Origin of the sequence: Sodaliphilus pleomorphus (assembly GCF_009676955.1) — a bacterium.
GTDB classification, from domain to species: Bacteria; Bacteroidota; Bacteroidia; order Bacteroidales; family Muribaculaceae; genus Sodaliphilus; species Sodaliphilus pleomorphus.
In genome coordinates this window covers 1,730,455-1,747,533 of record NZ_CP045696.1, presented here as the reverse complement: position 1 = coordinate 1,747,533, position 17,079 = coordinate 1,730,455, and the positions used below count along the sequence as shown (strand labels likewise).

Annotated in this window: 14 protein-coding genes; 8 read left to right on the top strand and 6 right to left on the bottom strand. The window is 57.1% G+C overall.

Annotation, left to right across the window (positions count from 1 at the left end; translation table 11 throughout):
* The first annotated feature begins 67 nt into the window (after nucleotides 1-67).
* Nucleotides 68-2,380, top strand: a complete 2,313-nt coding sequence (porZ, locus tag GF423_RS06975) for a type IX secretion system anionic LPS delivery protein PorZ (protein WP_154327668.1) — start codon at nucleotides 68-70, stop codon at nucleotides 2,378-2,380.
* Between the two features lie 105 nt (nucleotides 2,381-2,485).
* Here porZ and GF423_RS06970 read toward each other — a convergent pair whose 3' ends face one another.
* Nucleotides 2,486-2,953, bottom strand: a complete 468-nt coding sequence (locus GF423_RS06970; protein WP_154327667.1) for a cytidine deaminase — start codon at nucleotides 2,951-2,953, stop codon at nucleotides 2,486-2,488.
* 79 nt (nucleotides 2,954-3,032) lie between these two features.
* Here GF423_RS06970 and GF423_RS06965 point away from each other — a divergent pair, with 79 nt between their 5' ends.
* From GF423_RS06965 to GF423_RS06955, 3 genes are all read left to right on the top strand, one after another.
* Complete coding sequence (locus GF423_RS06965) at nucleotides 3,033-3,962, top strand: glucosaminidase domain-containing protein (protein WP_206113155.1); 930 nt, start codon at nucleotides 3,033-3,035, stop codon at nucleotides 3,960-3,962.
* Nucleotides 3,963-4,798: 836 nt separating this feature from the next.
* Complete coding sequence (locus GF423_RS06960; protein WP_154327665.1) at nucleotides 4,799-5,530, top strand: response regulator transcription factor; 732 nt, start codon at nucleotides 4,799-4,801, stop codon at nucleotides 5,528-5,530.
* A complete protein-coding gene (locus tag GF423_RS06955; protein ID WP_154327664.1) occupies nucleotides 5,527-6,711 on the top strand; it encodes a sensor histidine kinase in 1,185 nt (394 codons plus the stop codon). Before GF423_RS06960 ends, GF423_RS06955 begins: the two co-directional genes overlap by 4 nt.
* Nucleotides 6,712-6,730: 19 nt before the next feature.
* Here the strand turns inward: GF423_RS06955 and dtd are convergent, their stop codons facing one another.
* From dtd to ybeY, 5 genes are all read right to left on the bottom strand, one after another.
* Nucleotides 6,731-7,183 (bottom strand): D-aminoacyl-tRNA deacylase, encoded by a 453-nt coding sequence (gene dtd, locus GF423_RS06950; protein WP_154327663.1) that lies wholly within the window; start codon nucleotides 7,181-7,183, stop codon nucleotides 6,731-6,733.
* A 34-nt stretch (nucleotides 7,184-7,217) separates the two neighbouring features.
* Nucleotides 7,218-9,044 (bottom strand): excinuclease ABC subunit UvrC, encoded by a 1,827-nt coding sequence (gene uvrC / locus GF423_RS06945; protein ID WP_154327662.1) that lies wholly within the window; start codon nucleotides 9,042-9,044, stop codon nucleotides 7,218-7,220.
* Between the two features lie 38 nt (nucleotides 9,045-9,082).
* On the bottom strand, nucleotides 9,083-9,619 hold the full coding sequence (locus tag GF423_RS06940) for an adenine phosphoribosyltransferase (RefSeq protein ID WP_154327661.1): 537 nt from the start codon (nucleotides 9,617-9,619) through the stop codon (nucleotides 9,083-9,085).
* A gap of 151 nt (nucleotides 9,620-9,770) precedes the next feature.
* Nucleotides 9,771-11,648: a tRNA uridine-5-carboxymethylaminomethyl(34) synthesis enzyme MnmG gene (gene mnmG, locus GF423_RS06935; RefSeq protein ID WP_154327660.1), complete on the bottom strand. Its 1,878-nt coding sequence runs from the start codon at nucleotides 11,646-11,648 to the stop codon at nucleotides 9,771-9,773.
* 6 nt (nucleotides 11,649-11,654) lie between these two features.
* Nucleotides 11,655-12,086 carry an rRNA maturation RNase YbeY gene (gene ybeY / locus GF423_RS06930; protein ID WP_154327659.1) on the bottom strand — a complete coding sequence of 144 codons (432 nt, stop codon included), beginning with the start codon at nucleotides 12,084-12,086 and terminating at the stop codon, nucleotides 11,655-11,657.
* Nucleotides 12,087-12,491: 405 nt separating this feature from the next.
* Between ybeY and GF423_RS06925 the strand changes: the two genes are divergently transcribed.
* From GF423_RS06925 to GF423_RS06910, 4 genes are all read left to right on the top strand, one after another.
* Complete coding sequence (locus GF423_RS06925) at nucleotides 12,492-14,165, top strand: hypothetical protein (protein WP_154327658.1); 1,674 nt, start codon at nucleotides 12,492-12,494, stop codon at nucleotides 14,163-14,165.
* A 176-nt stretch (nucleotides 14,166-14,341) separates the two neighbouring features.
* Entirely contained in the window at nucleotides 14,342-14,794 is a 453-nt protein-coding gene (locus GF423_RS06920) for an NfeD family protein (RefSeq protein ID WP_154327657.1), read from the top strand.
* Between the two features lie 26 nt (nucleotides 14,795-14,820).
* Complete coding sequence (locus GF423_RS06915) at nucleotides 14,821-15,771, top strand: SPFH domain-containing protein (protein ID WP_154327656.1); 951 nt, start codon at nucleotides 14,821-14,823, stop codon at nucleotides 15,769-15,771.
* A 197-nt stretch (nucleotides 15,772-15,968) separates the two neighbouring features.
* Nucleotides 15,969-17,078 carry a glycosyltransferase family 4 protein gene (locus GF423_RS06910; RefSeq protein ID WP_154327655.1) on the top strand — a complete coding sequence of 370 codons (1,110 nt, stop codon included), beginning with the start codon at nucleotides 15,969-15,971 and terminating at the stop codon, nucleotides 17,076-17,078.
* Nucleotide 17,079 lies beyond the last annotated feature (1 nt).

Sequence of the window (17,079 nt, the reverse complement as noted above, 5' to 3'; positions counted from 1 at the left end):
ACACAATTTGCAAGCCCGTCTTGCGTTATATAGTAGTAAAATCATCGACTTGAAACCCAACAAGATTATGATAAAGCACTTCATCTCGTTATGCCTCCTGGGACTGCTGGTACTGGCCCAGGGCACCGCCACAGCGGCAGGCAAGTGGCGCATCCACCCCAGCTATGTGGGCACCGGCATCCAGAATATCGTCGACACCGGCGACAAGGTGTACTACCTGGTGAGCAACAACCTCTACTGCCTCGACAAGAGCACCGGAGAGAACCTGTCGCTCAACAAGATCAACAGCCTCAACGATGCCTCGATCACCGGCATCTACTACAACGACTACAAGCACTACCTCATGATTGCCTATGCCGACGCCAACATCGACGTCATCACCAGCAACGGCCGCGTGGTGAACCTGCCCGACATCATGGCAGCCTCGCTCACGAGCACCAAGGCCATCAACGATATCACCTTCACGGCTGGCGGCGAGGCCTTCGTGGCCACCACCTTTGGCTACGTCGTCTACAACGACACCAAGTGGGAAGTGAAGGAGTCGCACATCTACAACACCAGCATCAGTTCGGCTGCCGTGGTGGGCGACTACGTGCTGCTCAGCGCCGGCAGCAACATCTACTACGGCAAGGCCGGCACCCACTACGAGACCCTGGGCTCGATGATGAGCACTGGCGACAACGACAACGGCCGCATCTACCCCATAGCCGACAACAAGTTTATGCTGCTCACCGGGTGGACCTTTGAATACACCGTCACGCCCAACCCCGACGGCACACTCGCCTTCGCCTCGGCCACCATCGTCGAAAACATGACCGACAACCTGCACCGCACGCCACAGGGCTACCTGGGCAACTGCATGGGCTCGCAATTCTACTACACCCTCGACGACAGCGGCACGCTACAGTCGAAGGTCGACGGCGGCACAGCCATGTACAGCGCCTGCAGCGACGGCGACGGCACCCTGTGGAGCGTGACGCCTCGCGGCCTGCACAGCGCCGCCGACACGGCCGCCTACTACATGCCCGACGCCATCACAACCGCCACCCCCTACTGGCTACGCTACGACACACGCAACAACCTGCTCTACGTCACCAGCACCGGAACCAACAGCCTCATCACCGAGCAACGGCTGCCCACCGCGGTCAACACCTACGACGGCAACTCATGGACCAATGTCACCCCCTCGCCCGCCATCGACGGCGGCGGCACCTACTATCCCGTGTTTCTGCCCGGCGACAAGACTTCTTACCTGATGGGCAGCTGGTGGAGCGGCATCTACAAGATTACAGGCCGCACCGTGGCCTACGACTACAACTGGAGCAACTCGCCCCTGGAGCTCATCATCAACTACTACTGCCACGCCACCATCGACATCGACCGCCACGGCAACCTGTGGGCCGCCCAGACGGGACCCGCCCCGGGCAGCAACGTCTATGTACTGCCCAGCAACAAGCTGAGCCAGGCCACCACCACCCGCAGCGACTGGCTCAAGGTCGACATTCCCAACCTGCAGGGCAGCAAGCGCGCCCGCTGGCTCATGCTCAAGTCGAGCGACATCATGCTCTATGCCGACGGCGAGTTTGGCGGCAACCTCACTTTTATCAACAACGGCGGCACCCTCTCGTCGACCGTGACCTCGCGCTCCTACAGCAACCTCATCGACCAGGACGGCACCACCTATAGCTGGAACAACATATGCTCGATGGCCGAGGACAACAACGGCGCCGTGTGGGTGGGCACCACCAACGGCGTGGTCTCGCTCAACCCCTCGGCAGCCTTCTCCACAGGCTTTGCCGTCAACCACATCAAGGTGCCGCGCAACGACGGCACCACGCTGGCCGACTACCTGCTCGACGGCCTGCAAGTGAACGCCATCGCCGTCGACGGGGCCAACCGCAAGTGGCTCGGCACCGACGCCTCGGGTCTCTTCCTGGTGAGCAGCGATGGCTCGAGCATCATCCAGTCGTTCAACACCAGCAACAGCCCGCTGCTGTCCAACAAGGTCTACGACATCGCCTGCGACCCCAACTCCAACGCAGTCTACGTCACCACTGCCGGCGGCCTGCAGGAGTACCAGAGCGACAGCGCCCCCTCGCAGTACGACTTCAACGACATCCACGCCTACCCCAACCCCGTGCGCCCCGACTACCTGGGCGAGATCACCATCACGGGCCTCATGGAAAACAGCCTGGTCAAGATAGCCGATGCCAGCGGCAATGTCGTGAGGCAGCTCAAGTCGACCGGCGGCACGGCCACCTGGAACGGCCGCGACGACAGCGGCGAGCGCGTGAAAAGCGGCGTGTACTACATCATGGGCTCGAGCAGCGACTCATCAACCGGCAAGGGCGGCGTGTGCAAGCTCCTGATCATGCGTTGACACTGTGCAACACACCCTCCCACTCACACACACAGGGCGGGGGCCGAAGCACCACATGGCTCCGGCCCCCGCCCTTGTATCACGGCACTCTGGCGCCCCGCAGGTTCAAAACTCCTCAAAGCCCAGCGGCAGCAGCGACTTGATGCTCGACAGGCGGTAGATCTTGTCGCGCCCAGCAAGCAACACGGCCATGTTCTTGCCCGAGTGCACCTCAAACTCCAGCAGCGCCTGGCGGCACACGCCGCAAGGCGAGCAGGGCTCCTCCACAAAGTCGCCGTTGTGAAAAGCCGCAATAGCCACCTTCACAATGGGCACGCCGGGATAGTTGGCACCGGCATTGTAGCAGGCGCTGCGCTCGGCACAGATGCCGGCAAAAGCGGCATTTTCCTGGTTGGCGCCCTTTATCATCACACCGTTATCCAATAAAACGGCCGCGCCCACGTTAAAATGACTGTAGGGCGTGTAACTGCTCTGCGTGGCAGCCTTGGCCAGGTCGACCAGCTTGTGGTCCTCGTCGTTCAACTCCTGATAGGAGCAAACTTGTATTTTTGTAACGATATTTTTATCTGTCATTATGTTTAAGATTTATCGATTGTACAAATATATCCATTATTTTTTACATTTCAATCTAAAATTGCAATTTTGCGCCGTTTTGGCCCTCACATGCGCCCTGCCGGCACCCGCGCAGCGACTCTCGTCGCGGTTTCTCAACTATATCGACCAGTACAAGGAGATTGCCGTCAAGCAGGCACAGGAATATGGCGTGCCTGCCAGCATCACCCTGGCCCAGGGCCTGCTCGAGAGCGGCGCCGGGCAGAGCTACCTGGCGCGCGCAGGCAACAACCACTTTGGCATCAAGTGCCACAGCCGCTGGAAGGGCGAGAGCATCTCGGTGGGCGACGAGACAAGCAGCACCTGCTACCGCCAGTACCGCAACGCCGAGGAGTCGTTTGTCGACCACGCCCGCTTCTTGCAGCAGCCCCGCTACCGCAACCTCTACAAGCTCAAGCTCACCGACTACAAGAGCTGGGCTCGCGGCCTGCAAAGCTGCGGCTATGCCGAGAACCAGAGCTATGCCACGCTGCTCATCAGCCTCATCGAGAAATACCGCCTCTTCCAGTACGACATCGACCAGCCCCTCGTGGCCCGGCGCAAGAAGCTCGCGCCCGACCCCTCGATAGGCCACGACCTCGACGACGAGCAACAGGCGCAGAAGGACCTGCTCAAGCGGGTCGAGTTTCTGCACCACGTGCACCGCAAGTGGAACCTGCACTACATCATTGCCATCAAGGGCGACACCTACGAGACCATCGCCCTTGAGTTCAACCTCAAGCCCGAGAAGCTGCGCGAGTTCAACGATATCGACGACGAGAGCCTCGTGCCCGCCACGGGCGACCGCGTGTGGGTGGAGCCCAAGGCCAAGGCCACGCCCGAGCACTTCGACTACTACACCGTGCGCAAGGGCGAGTCGCTGTGGAGCGTGTCGCAGGAGTTTGGCGTGAGGCTCAAGAGCCTCATGAAGCTCAACGACATCAAGCGGGGGCAAGACGTGGCCGCCGGCGACCAGATAAAATTGCGCTGAGCCACGAGCGCACGCTTTCATGCGCAACTTGCCGCGACCATGCGCGCACGCGCCAAGGTGCACTCATGCAATTTCAATCAATAACCAAAACGCATACTAAAAATAACAATTAAAAGCTTTTAAGCAGCAATTGGTTACAAACAAATCTTTTTAAAAAATTTTCTCAAAAAAGTATTGTTTTTCTCGTTACAATTCATAACTTTGTAACCGATATCATTAACGAGACCGCTACTCAACGATTTTATTTTCAAGTCGAAAGGGTGTAGTTTCATATGATAACCAAGACAACAAAACAATACTATCTAACTAAACAACTATTTTTTTTAAACAGCTCATGATTTACCCCATCTCAGCAATACACACAGGCGCCCCGGGCGCCGCCGGCGCAGGCATCCTGCCAGCAGCAAGAAGCGCTGGAGAGAGGTGCCGGCCAGGAGGCGAGGCGGCAACGTTGCACCTGTAGCGACCTGGCTGGGAGACAAAACTGAAAGCTATACTTTTTCAACAATAGGTCACCCTGCGTGACTCAAGAAGTTCCCCCTAATATCATTTATAAACATCTATTTTGGTTCCAATTATTTAGTGCTTCATTAATAATTATCGTTTTACTAATTTTTAGTTTATAGTTTCCCTAATATTTTAACAGTTTCAATCTGATACCACAACACAGCAGGCAATCCCCGAGTAACGCTAATTACCCGGGGATTGCTCACTTTCAAGCCCGCACCCAAGGGCAAGCGAGGGCGGCAATTAAAGGATTCTAATCTTTTTTTGACCTCATCGTCAGGAAAATTTGAAACATAAATCGTAACTTTACAATAAATAAGATCTCAATCATGGAACAATGCAACAAGGCCCGAGTGCTCCTTGCCGAGGACGAAAGCACGATATCCAATTTCATCAAGGTGGGCATGGCCGACTTTGGCATCGACGTGACCGTTGTCGACAACGGCCTCGAGGCCTGGAACACGCTCCAAGCCCAGGAGCAGGACTTCAAGCTCGTGATTCTCGACATACGCATGCCCGGGCTATCGGGGCTTGAAGTGTGCCGCAAGTACCGCGAGAAATACGGCTACAGCACCCCTGTGCTCATGCTCACGGCCCTGGCCACGACCGACGATATCGTGTTGGGCCTCGAGGTGGGCGCCGACGACTACATGGTGAAGCCTTTCAAGTTTAAGGAGCTCGTGGCACGCGTCCAGGCCCTGATGAGGCAGCCCAGGGCGCAAGAGAGCGCCCCTGTGAGCTTCAAGTGCGGCCAGCTTAGCCTCGACCCATCCACGCGCAAAGCCACGCGAGAGGGGCTCTCGGTGGACTTGAGCACCAAGGAGTACCGCCTGCTCGAGTACATGATACAGCACCACGACGAGCCGCTCTCGCGCCGCCAGCTCTTGAAAGACGTGTGGGACAAGGACTTCGACACCAATACCAACATCGTCGACGTGTATGTGCGCTATGTGCGCAACAAGATCGACGACCCCTTTGAGCTCAAGCTCATCCACACCATCACGGGCGTGGGCTACATGATGTCGTGTCGCGAGCCCAATGCAACCAGCAAAAAGAAATGATAAAACCCAGCCGCAAACTCTCGCTAATCTACAGTGGCATCAGCATTCTCATGATGACTGTCGTGGGCGTGGTCGTGTATATCGTCACCTCGGGCTCTATCCAGGACATCTACTACGACTACCTCGACGACAAGGCCGAGCTGCTGGCCATCGAGCACTTCGAGAAAAACACCATCGACACTACCAGCTATGCCAACGTGGTGCGGCGCCTGCAAAACACCATACCCACCTCGAAGGAGCTCTTCATCAACCTTACCGACACCAGCAAGGCCAACGTGCTGCTGCACCGCTACCTCGACAGCAAGGAGATCGCCAGCCTCTACAACCCCGACATCGAGACCGTGCACTTCCAGTACGGGAAAGAGGTGGGCAGCGCCCTGCTCTACCAGGACCAGACGGCCGCCTACGGCGTGCTGGTGATGAGTGCCAACCCCTACGGCGCCAGGGTGCAGAAGGTGGTGCGCGTGTGGATAGTGATGCTCACAGTCGCCTCGCTGCTGCTGCTGGTGCTGGTCAACCGCCTGGGGGTGGTGAAGGTGATGAAGCGCATCGACATGCGCTACCAGCGCGAGAAGATGTTTGTCAACAACGCCTCCCACGAGATCAACAATCCGCTCACGGCCATACAGGGTGAGTGCGAAATCGCACTCATGAAGGAGCGCCCGCGTGAGGAATTAGTGCTGGCTATCAACAAGATAGCTACCGAAAACGAGCGCGTGATCGACGTCATGCGCAGCCTGCTGCAGTTCACCAGCCAGGACACGGTCGACCGCGACAGTCTCGACCGTATCGACATAGAGCAATTCATGAGAGAAAACTTCGGCTGCCCAGGCATCAACATCACCTGCGAGAGCAATTTTGCCGTGATGATGCCCTACGGCCTGCTGAAAATCGCCATGCGCAACATCGTGAGCAATGCCAAGAAATACTCGAGCCACAAGCCTGTAGAGATAAAAATAGGCCACAACACGGTGCACGTCGTCGACCACGGCATGGGCATCGACCGCAGCGAGCTCAAGCACATCTTTGAGCCCTTCTACCGCGGCGCACGCACCCGCGGCATCGAGGGCCACGGCATAGGGCTGTCACTGGCCAAGCAGATACTCGACACCTACGGCGCACGCATCAGCATCAAGTCGAAGCCCGGACAGGGCTCCACCTTCACGGTGCACTTTGCATGACCCGCCAGGCCGCCCCCCGCTACTCCTTGAGCACCGAGTCGACAATGATGGTCACAGGGCCGTCGTTGACGAGCGCTACCTGCATGTCGGCCCCAAAGCGGCCCGTCATCACCTTGCTGCCCAGCAGCTGCTCCAGCACAGCGCAATAGTGCTCATAGAGGGGTATCGCCAGCTCATGGCCGGCGGCGTGGATATAGCTGGGGCGGTTGCCCTTGCGCGTGGAGGCATTGAGCGTGAACTGGCTCACGGCCAGCACCTGCCCTCCAGCCTGAAGCACGTTGCGATTCATCACGCCCTTGTCGTCGTCGAAGATGCGCATGTTCACCGTCTTCTGGGCAAGCCACTCGGCATCGGCGGCCGTGTCGCCCTCGCGCACCCCCACCAGCACCATCAGGCCTGGGCCTATGGCGCTGTACAGCGCCCCCGATATCTCTACCGAGGCACGCTTCACTCGTTGTATCACTATTCTCATCGGTTCTTGTTTTTTTTGTCACATGTGGGTTGCATCACTTGGACTGCAAGGCCTGCTTCAAGGCCTGGGCCCGCTTGGCGCCCACCACGGCTGCAACCTCCTCGACCGTGGCCTCGCGCAGTCGTTTGAGCGACTTGAAGTGCTTGAGCAACAGCGTCTTTGACTTCGGCCCAATGCCCGCAATATCGTCGAGCTCGCTATGTATCTGCGACTTGCTGCGCTTGTTGCGATGATGCGCGATACCAAAGCGGTGAGCCTCGTCGCGCAAGTGCTGTATCACCTTTATCGTTTCGCCGTTGAGGTCGATATAGAGCGGCACGCTGTCGCCCGGAAAGAAGATCTCGTTCATGCGCTTGGCAATGCCTATGGCTGCAATGCGGCCGCGCAGGCCCAACTCGTCGAGCACCTGCACAGCGGCGCTGAGCTGGCCCTTGCCGCCGTCGAGCACCACGAGCTGGGGCAACTCCTGCCCCTCGTCGAGCAAGCGGCTGTAGCGGCGCGTGAGCACCTCGCGCATCGAGGCATAGTCGTCGGGGCCCTCAACGGTCTTGATGTTGAAGCTGCGATACTCCCGCTTGGCGGGCTTGGCGTCGCGAAACACCACGCACGAGGCCACCGCACTGGTGCCGCCTATGTTGGAATTGTCGAAGCACTCGATGTGGCGCGGCAGCTCGGTCAGGTGCAAGTCACGCTGCATGCGCGTGAGCGTGCGCGTCACGCGCTGCTCGGGGTTGAGCTTCTCCATGAGCTTGTACTTGTCGACGCGGTATTGCTCGGCATTTTTGAGCGAGATGTCGAGCAGTTTCTTCTTGTCGCCGCGCTGGGGCACGATATAGTCGGTGCCCTCGAGCGGATACTCGGGGACGACATTGACCAGTGTCTCGCGCACGCGCTCCTTGTCGTAGCGGTCCTTGAACCGCTCGTGTATCTCGCGCATGGCCGTCGACATGAGCTCGGCGTCGGTCTCGTCGCTGTCGGCATCGACCAGCTTGTACTCCAGGGTGAGACACTGCACCACACTGCCGTTGCGCACATAGATGAAGTTGACATAGGCCGCCGTGTCGTCGCGCAATATCGTGAACACATCGATGTTGTGTATCGAGGGGTTCACAATCACCGACTTTGCACGATATTTCTCGATGAGCAGGTAACGGCGTTTGAGCTCGTTGGCCTCTTCAAATTTCAGTTCACGCGACAACCGCTGCATTTCGCCCATCAGGTAGTCGCTCACCTGCTTGGTGTCGCCATTCAATATTTGCTTGATTTCATCGATGTATTTGCCGTAGTCCTCTACCGAAATATAGCCCTTGCAACACCCTGGGCAACTCTTGAGATGATACTTGAGACACAGACGGAATTTGCCCGATTGTATCGACTCGGGCGTCAGGTTGTAACGACACGAACGAATCGGGAAAATTTCTCTTATGGTGCCTATCAGGGCGCGCGCCACCTCAACCTTGGGATAAGGCCCGTAGAAGCGGGCTGCACGGTTGGGCTTCTCGCGCGACATGTACACCCGCGGATAGGGCTCCTTGGTGACACATATCCACGGGTAGCTCTTGTCGTCCTTGAGCAGCACGTTGTAGTGGGGCTGATACTGCTTGATGAGGCTGTTTTCCAGGTCGAGGGCCTCCTCCTCGGTGTTGACCACAACGGTCACGAGGTCCCATATGTGGTGCACGAGCATGTTGGTGCGCCGCACCGGGTGCACGCGGTTGAAATAGGAGTTCACGCGCCGGTGCAGGTTTTTGGCCTTGCCCACATAGATCACCTTGCCCGTCTTGTCGAGATAGCGATACACGCCAGGGCTTGACGGCAGGTTCTGCAACTTAGCCTTGAGTTCAGGACGCAATTCTATCATGAGTCGTAGCTGCTTGTCGTGTTCTCTCCCCTCCTCCGTCAGTCGAAGTCGAAGAGTGTGGTCACCTCCACATCCTTGGGAAACACGTCGCGGCCGTGCAAGGCGGTGAGGCCGCATATAAAATTGAGATAAATCTTCTTGGGGTTCATCGCCTTCACGAGCTCGTAGGCGGCCATCATGGTGCCGCCCGTGGCCAGCAGGTCGTCGTGCAAGACCACAACATCGTCGGGGGTGATGGCGTCGCGGTGTATCTCGATAGTGTCGGTGCCATACTCCTTGGCATAGGATTTCTTGATGGTCTCGGCAGGCAGTTTGCCAGGTTTGCGCAGCGGCACAAAGCCGGCGTCGAGGTCGGCTGCCAGAATGGCGCCGCCTATGAAGCCGCGAGCCTCGATGCCCACAACCTTGGTCACGCCCTTGTCGCGATACAGGTCGACCATGGCCTGGCGCACGATGCCCAGGGCGGCAGGATTCTTAAACAGCGTGGTCAAGTCTTTGAATTGTATTCCAGGTTCTGGAAAATCGGGCACATTGCGCACAACGGCCTTCACTTTTTCAATTTCTTCTTTGTTCATTATATTTCGAGTTTTAAGTTTGGTTTTGTTTCCTATGTTATGTGGCGGCTGGCAGCACCCCTGCCCCATCGGCCCTGCAAGCAGGCTGGCGGCGGCCGCTGCCACCTATTGTTGCACAATAAGGATTTGTTCCACGTGAAACAACATGCTTCTATCTTCCTAACAGTAAAAGCAATATATTGATGTCGCTCGGCGAAATGCCAGGGATGCGGCTGGCCTGTCCCACGGTCTCGGGGTCGATGCGCTCCAGCTTCTGGCGAGCCTCGGTCGAGAGGGCGTGCAGCGAGGAGTAATCAAATTTTCCCTTAATCTTCACATGCTCGAGGCGGCCTATCTTCTGAGCGATGAGTTGCTCACGCTCAATGTAGCCATGATACTTAATTCTGATTTCGGCAGCCTCCACAATTTCCTCAAGACGGGTATCCTCAAGCGCGTCGAGGCGTGTTTGCAACTCAGGAATCATAGTGGCAAGCAGGTTGATGCCGAGTTGCGGGCGCAGTATCAGTTCGTAGAGTTTGGTGCCTTGGCGCAAGGGTTGCAGCCCACGGGCCTCAAGACTGGGATTGACGAGAGAGGCCTTCACGCTGTAGTCGCGGGCAAAGTCGACAAGGCTGTCGACCTGGCGCCACTTCGACTGCATGAGCAAGTAGCGCTCGCGCGAGGCGAGCCCCAGGGCATAGCTGCGTGGCGTGAGGCGCAAGTCGGCATCGTCCTGCCGCAGCAATATGCGGTGCTCGGCACGGCTGGTAAACATGCGGTAGGGCTCGTCGACACCCTTGGTCACAAGGTCGTCGATGAGCACACCTATGTAGGCCTCGTCGCGGGCCAGTACAAAGGGGGCTGCACCCACGGCATTCTGGTGGGCATTGATGCCGGCCACAAGGCCCTGCCCGGCTGCTTCCTCATAGCCCGTGGTGCCATTCACCTGCCCGGCAAAGAAGAGATTCTTCACCAGCTTGGTCTCAAGGTTGTGCTTGAGTTGCGTGGGGTCGAAGTAGTCGTACTCGATGGCATAGCCTGGGCGGTAGGCCTGCACGTGTGCAAGGGCAGGTATCTTGCCCAATGCGTCGAGCTGGATGCGCCACGGCATCGACGACGAGAAGCCGTTGAGATACATTTCATTGGTGCTCTCGCCCTCGGGTTCGATAAAGAGCTGGTGGGCATCCTTGTCGGGGAAGGTGACCAGCTTGGTCTCGATGCTGGGGCAGTAACGGGGACCTACCGACTGAATCTGGCCGTTGAACAAGGGCGACTCGGGCAGGCCGGCGCGCAACACGTCGTGCACCTGACGGTTGGTCCACACGATGTAGCACGGCCGCTGGCGCAGCTCGCTGTGCACAGTGGGCAGGAACGAGAAGTGATGAAAGTCGTGGTCGCCCTCTTGCACCGTAGCCTGCGAGAAATCGATGGTGCGGGCGTCGAGACGCACAGGGGTGCCCGTCTTCATGCGGCTGGTGGCAAAGCCCAGCGCACGCAGCTGCTCGGTGATGCCGTGCGACGCCGGCTCGGCCACTCTCCCACCCTGCATTTTTACCGGGCCCACATGCATGAGCCCGTTGAGGAAGGTGCCGGCGGTGAGTACAACAGCCTTGGCGGTGAAGTCGACCCCAAGGGCCGTGGTCACGCCGTGCACCTCGCCGTTGGCAATGTCGAGTTTCACGGCACTGTCCTGCCACATGTACAGGTTGGGGGTGTTCTCAATCGTGTGGCGCCAGTTCATGATAAAGCGCATGCGGTCGGCCTGGGCGCGCGGACTCCACATGGCTGGGCCCTTCGACCGGTTGAGCATGCGAAATTGCAGGCTCGAGCGGTCGGTAACGATGCCCATTTGCCCGCCAAGTGCATCTATCTCCCTCACAATCTGCCCCTTGGCAATGCCACCCACGGCGGGATTGCAACTCATCTGGGCAATTTTGTTCATATCGATAGTTATGAGCAAGGTCGTCGAGCCCAAGTTGGCTGCGGCACATGCGGCCTCGCAGCCAGCATGGCCGGCACCAATCACTATCACATCGAAATCGTAGATCATTATGTATCAAAAAACGTTAGCAGGAAGAATTGCAAGTGCCTCATTTTCATGGCGTTCCATGATTTCGCGCTCACCAGGGCCCTTGTCGTTGATGCCGCACAGGTGCAGCACGCCATGCACAATCACGCGCATGAGCTCGTGGCCATAGTCGGGAGCATATTGAGAGGCATTGCTGCGCACGGTGTCGAGCGAAATCACCATGTCGCCGCTTATGCGGTGGCTGTTGCTGTAGTCGAAGGTGATGATGTCGGTATAGTAGTCGTGACCCAAGTATTGCTTGTTGGTGGCCAGGATGTAGTCATCGTCGCAGAACACATAAGTCAAGCGCCCCACCCTCTTGCCGTGATGGGCAGCAACCTGCTCCAACCATTCACTCACGGCCTGGCGGTTGAAAACAGGCATCTCTACATTCTGAGCTATGTAATTCACCTCAATCATTGCCTCAGCTTTTTAGCAACCACAAAGTTAGTCGATTTCGCTCACAAAACCTTAATTTGAAAGTTTAAAAATGCCGAAGCCGGGCACGGCAATTTTTCTGGGAAAATCAAAATTTCACTTAAATCCTCATTACCAACAACTTGCGACTGTCAACCCCGCGAGAATCGAAAATTTGAAAACCGCCTGTGTCCTTACAAAAGAAAATCAAGCCTCGAGGCACACCCAGCACCAAAATAATAAAATAAAAGAAAAATAGAGCATATCGTGACAAATCATAGAAAAATATCATAACTTTGCACCCGAAAATAATTATGACTATCATTTTTATTAAAATCTGCAATCACAATCAGGTAAGTTCACAACAACACGCAACACATCGACACAATCTTTAATCATATTTAACACATGAAGCATTATTACTTTTTTCTATTGGCTGCACTCGCAGCAAGTGGCGTCACGGCAACAGCACAAACCGAGATAGCCCAGGCCGACACTCGTGAGCAACTGCTCAAGCAGTCGGTGAAACTTCCATTCAAAATCGCAAGCAAGCAGCAAGTGCAACGCTTTGCCAGCTACAAGGCCGGTGCCGATACCAGCATCATCAGCGAGCAGCCGGCGGGCAACTACAAGATCTACAGCCGCACCGGCAGTGCCGTCTACAGCGACTGGGACGGTCTCTATGCCATGGACCAGAGCAGCTTTGTGGCCGAAATGGTCACAGGCAGCAACGGCAAGGTGTGGCTGAGAAACATACTCACCATGGTCAACAACGACAACTGGGTGAAAGGCACATTAAGCACCGACGGCAAGAAGCTCACCATCGACCCCGACCAGTACATCGCCTACGACCAATATGCGCAAAGCTACATGCAGCTCAAGCATGCCAAGCTCAACATGGTGGTAAACGGCACCGACACTACCTACACCTACGTGCCCGACGGCAAACCCATCACCTACACAGTGACCGACACCGCCATCGTGCTCGACAATGCCGCAACGCCAGGCGAGGGCCTTGCAGCCTTCTATGCCGGAGGCGACAGCAATGGGAAATGGGCAAACTTCACCGACGTAAATACAGTGATGCGGCCCAAAGACGTAACTATCGTCACGCCGCCCGCCGGCCTCACTACCGAGCGCTACAGCGTGGTGAGCACACGCCCCTACAGCGACGGCGTGAACACCAAAGACGTGAACTGGGTGAACGTGGGCACAAGCGGCAACCAGCTCTACATCTCGGGCTTAAGCAGCAGCCTGCCTGCCGACACCTGGGTGGTGGGCAACATTGCACCCGACAAGAAAACCGTCACCTTCCCCTACGGCCAGGTCATGGCCGTGAAACATGCCTACCTCTACTACATCATGGCAGCCGACACCACAGTGGCCTCAAGCCCGTGGGGCAACTACACCTCCTACAAGTTGGGCGGCGAACTCTCTCTCGACTATAATGACGCTACCCGCCAGCTCTCTACACCACGCGTGCTGGTCATCAACACCAACCTCGGGCAATTCCTGTCGACCGACACAAGGCTCATCGAGCCCGTCATGTCGCCATTCACCGCCAAGGCCGCCACACCCCACACCCCCGTCATCGTCAACGTGGGCGACTTCTGGCAGCAAGAGGGCGACTACAGCCTCGCCTTCACCGTGAGCCCATTTGCCGAAGACAGCACGATACTCGATCCCAATCACCTGTACTTCAGGATATACCTCGACAGCACGCTGTTCACCTTCACCAGCGCAGCCTACCCCACCCTATCGCAAGATCTCACCGAGATACCCATCAACTTTATCGACAACGATTGGTTTAAAGTGAGCGAGAACATGCATTTCACCTACATCCAGCAGAACGGCTTCTCCCGCATGGGCGTGCAGCTGGTCTACAACGATGGCAGCAACGAGAAAGCCAGCGACATCGCCTGGTGGCAAATGCCTAACACGGCCGTCACAAGCGTCACGACCCACAAGGCCACCAAGCCAAGCGGCATCTACGACCTCACAGGCCGCCGCTACTCGTCGACCGTCGACTTGCAGCCCGGCTTCTACATCATCAACGGCGAGAAAAAAATGATCGTTAAATAGCCCGCGCACTCGCTTCACCCCATCGCTGGCGCCGCTCCTGGCAGGCTCACATCGCAGCCATAGGGGCGGCGCCATGCTTTTTTTTAGCACAAAGTTGGCATGAGTTTTGCAAGAATATATTGTAAATGACATAAATTTATCTTATCTTTGAATTGACTCTAAAAATTTGACCGTCTATGATAGAATACTTTCAATCCAACATGTGGCAACTGTGGCTGCTCGTGTGCCTACTGTGTCTCATCCTCGAGCTCACCAGCGGCGACTTCTTCATCATGTGCTTCTCGCTCGGCGCCCTCGCTGCACTGGTTGCAACGCCCTTCACGGGCTTTGTGGGCCAACTGGTGGTGTGGATGCTGGGCACGGTGCTGTGTCTGCTCTTTGTGAGGCCCGTGATGCTCAAGTACTTTCACAAGAAGGACAGTGACCGACCCAGCAATGCCGATGCCCTGATGGGACGCACCGGCACCGTGAGCCAGACTATCGTGGCTGGCGATCACGGCCGTGTGAAAATCGACGGCGACGACTGGAAAGCAGTGTCGGCCGCAACGACCGACATCCCCGTGGGTGCCAAGGTCAAGGTCGTGGGCCGCGACAGCATCATCCTCACCGTAACTCCAGTAAATCAATAAATAACTTCCAAAACTCCCAACACACTATGGACATCGCCATCTATGTAATCATCGCACTGGTCGTGCTGGTGCTGATAATTGTGAAAATGAGTCTCATCATCATCCCCCAAAGCGAGACCAAGATCATCGAGCGCCTGGGCAAGTACTATGCCACCCTGAAGCCAGGCATCAACATCATCATCCCCTTCATCGACCGCGCCAAGACCATCGTGGCTTTCAGCAACGGCCGCTACTTCTACACCAACAACATCGACCTGCGCGAGCAAGTCTACGACTTCGACAAGCAGAACGTGATCACCAAAGACAACATCCAGATGCAAATCAACGCCCTGCTCTACTTCCAGATCGTAGACCCCTTCAAGGCAGTGTATGAAATCAACAACCTGCCCAACGCCATCGAGAAGCTCACGCAGACCACCCTGCGCAACATCATAGGCGAGCTCGAACTCGACGAGACGCTCACCTCGCGCGACACCATCAACACCAAGCTGCGCAGCGTGCTCGACGATGCCACCAACAAGTGGGGCATCAAGGTGAACCGCGTGGAGCTGCAAGACATCACCCCGCCTCAAAGCGTGCTCCAGGCCATGGAAAAACAGATGCAGGCCGAGCGCAACAAGCGTGCCACCATCCTCACCAGCGAGGGCCAGAAAGCCGCCGCCATCCTCCAGTCGGAAGGCCAGAAGACTGCACGCATCAACCAGGCCGAGGCCGACAAGCAGACCGCAATATTGCAGGCCGAGGGAGCCGCTCAGGCACGCATACGCCGTGCCGAAGCCGAGGCCCAGGCCATTGAGAAAATCACCGAGGCCGTGGGCAAAAGCACCAATCCGGCCAACTACCTGCTGGCCCAGAAATACATCGACATGCTCAACCAGGTGGCCAGCGGCGACAAGACCAAGACCGTGTATCTGCCCTACGAGGCCAGCAACCTCATGGGCTCGATAGGAGGCATCAAGGACCTGTTCAAGAGCTAAGGACAAGGGCAAGGGCACACCACACTCACACGACAGTGCCCCGCCGCGCGCAAGCCGGCTGGGCACCGCCGCTTTCATGCAACGGCACACCCGCGCGCGCAACACATAAAGTAGAAAAAAACCAGCCTGGCTTCAAATTTTAAGCAAAAATTTAGCTATCTTCGTATAATCAATAAACTCAAGCGAAAACCGTGGCTATGATCAACGTCTTTCACATAGTATCCAACAAGATATGGAGCGGCCCCGAGCAGTATGCCTACGACCTGGCACTGCGCCTGCGCAACGACGACAACTACTACATCGAGGTCGTGTGCAAAAAGTCGGAAGCAGTATTCAACAAGTTTCGCAGCCTCGAGATCCCGGTATCGATACTGCCCCTCAAGGGCCTCACCGACCTCGACAGCCCGGTGCGTTTTGCCCGCCTGCTCAAGCGCGGCCAGAACATCATACACGTGCACACCTTTCACGACGCCTTTGCAGCCATCTGGGCCAAGCACATTGCCGAGAACCCCAACACACGCATCGTGCTCACCCTACACGGCGTGAACCGCCCGCGCATCAACTACCTGTCGAAGAAAGTGTACCGCGACCTCGACCGCATCGTCTTTGTGAGCCAGCGCTCCTACGACGAGTTTGTGCCACGCATCACCCGCCTCGACCGCAAGAAGTGCGTCATCGTGCGCGACAGCGTGTTGCCGGCACGCAGCGAGAAGCTCGCCCAGGCCCCGCAGCTGCGCCAGCAGCTGGGCATCGGCAGCGACCAGGCGCTCATCATGTATCACGGCCGCCTGAGCCACGACAAGGGGCTCGACGTGCTGCTGCGCGCCATCACCCAGCTCGATAGCAGCAAGTATCACCTGGTGATACTGGGCGAGGGCAACCACAAGTATGTAGCGCAACAGAAGGCTTTCATCGTGGCCAACCAGCTGGTGCACAACGTGACCTTCCTGGGTTTCAGCGACAACGTGCAAGCCTACATCAGGCAGTGCGACTTCGGCGTGCTGCCCAGCGTGGTGCCCGAGGCCCTGGGACTGTCCAACCTCGAGTACATGATGCACGGCAAGGCGCACATTGCCACCAACAACGGCGCCCAGCTCGAGTATCTTGAAAACGGGAAAAATGCCCTGCTTGTCGACCCCGACAACCCCTATGAGCTCGCCCAGGCCATCGAGCAGCTCACCACCGATGCCGTGCTGCGCAGCCGCATCGGCATGCAGGCCCGGCACGACTTCAACGACCACCTCAACTACGACACCTTCTACAAGCAGATGACCGAGCTCTACGCCAGCCTGTTCAAGGCTCCCTGAG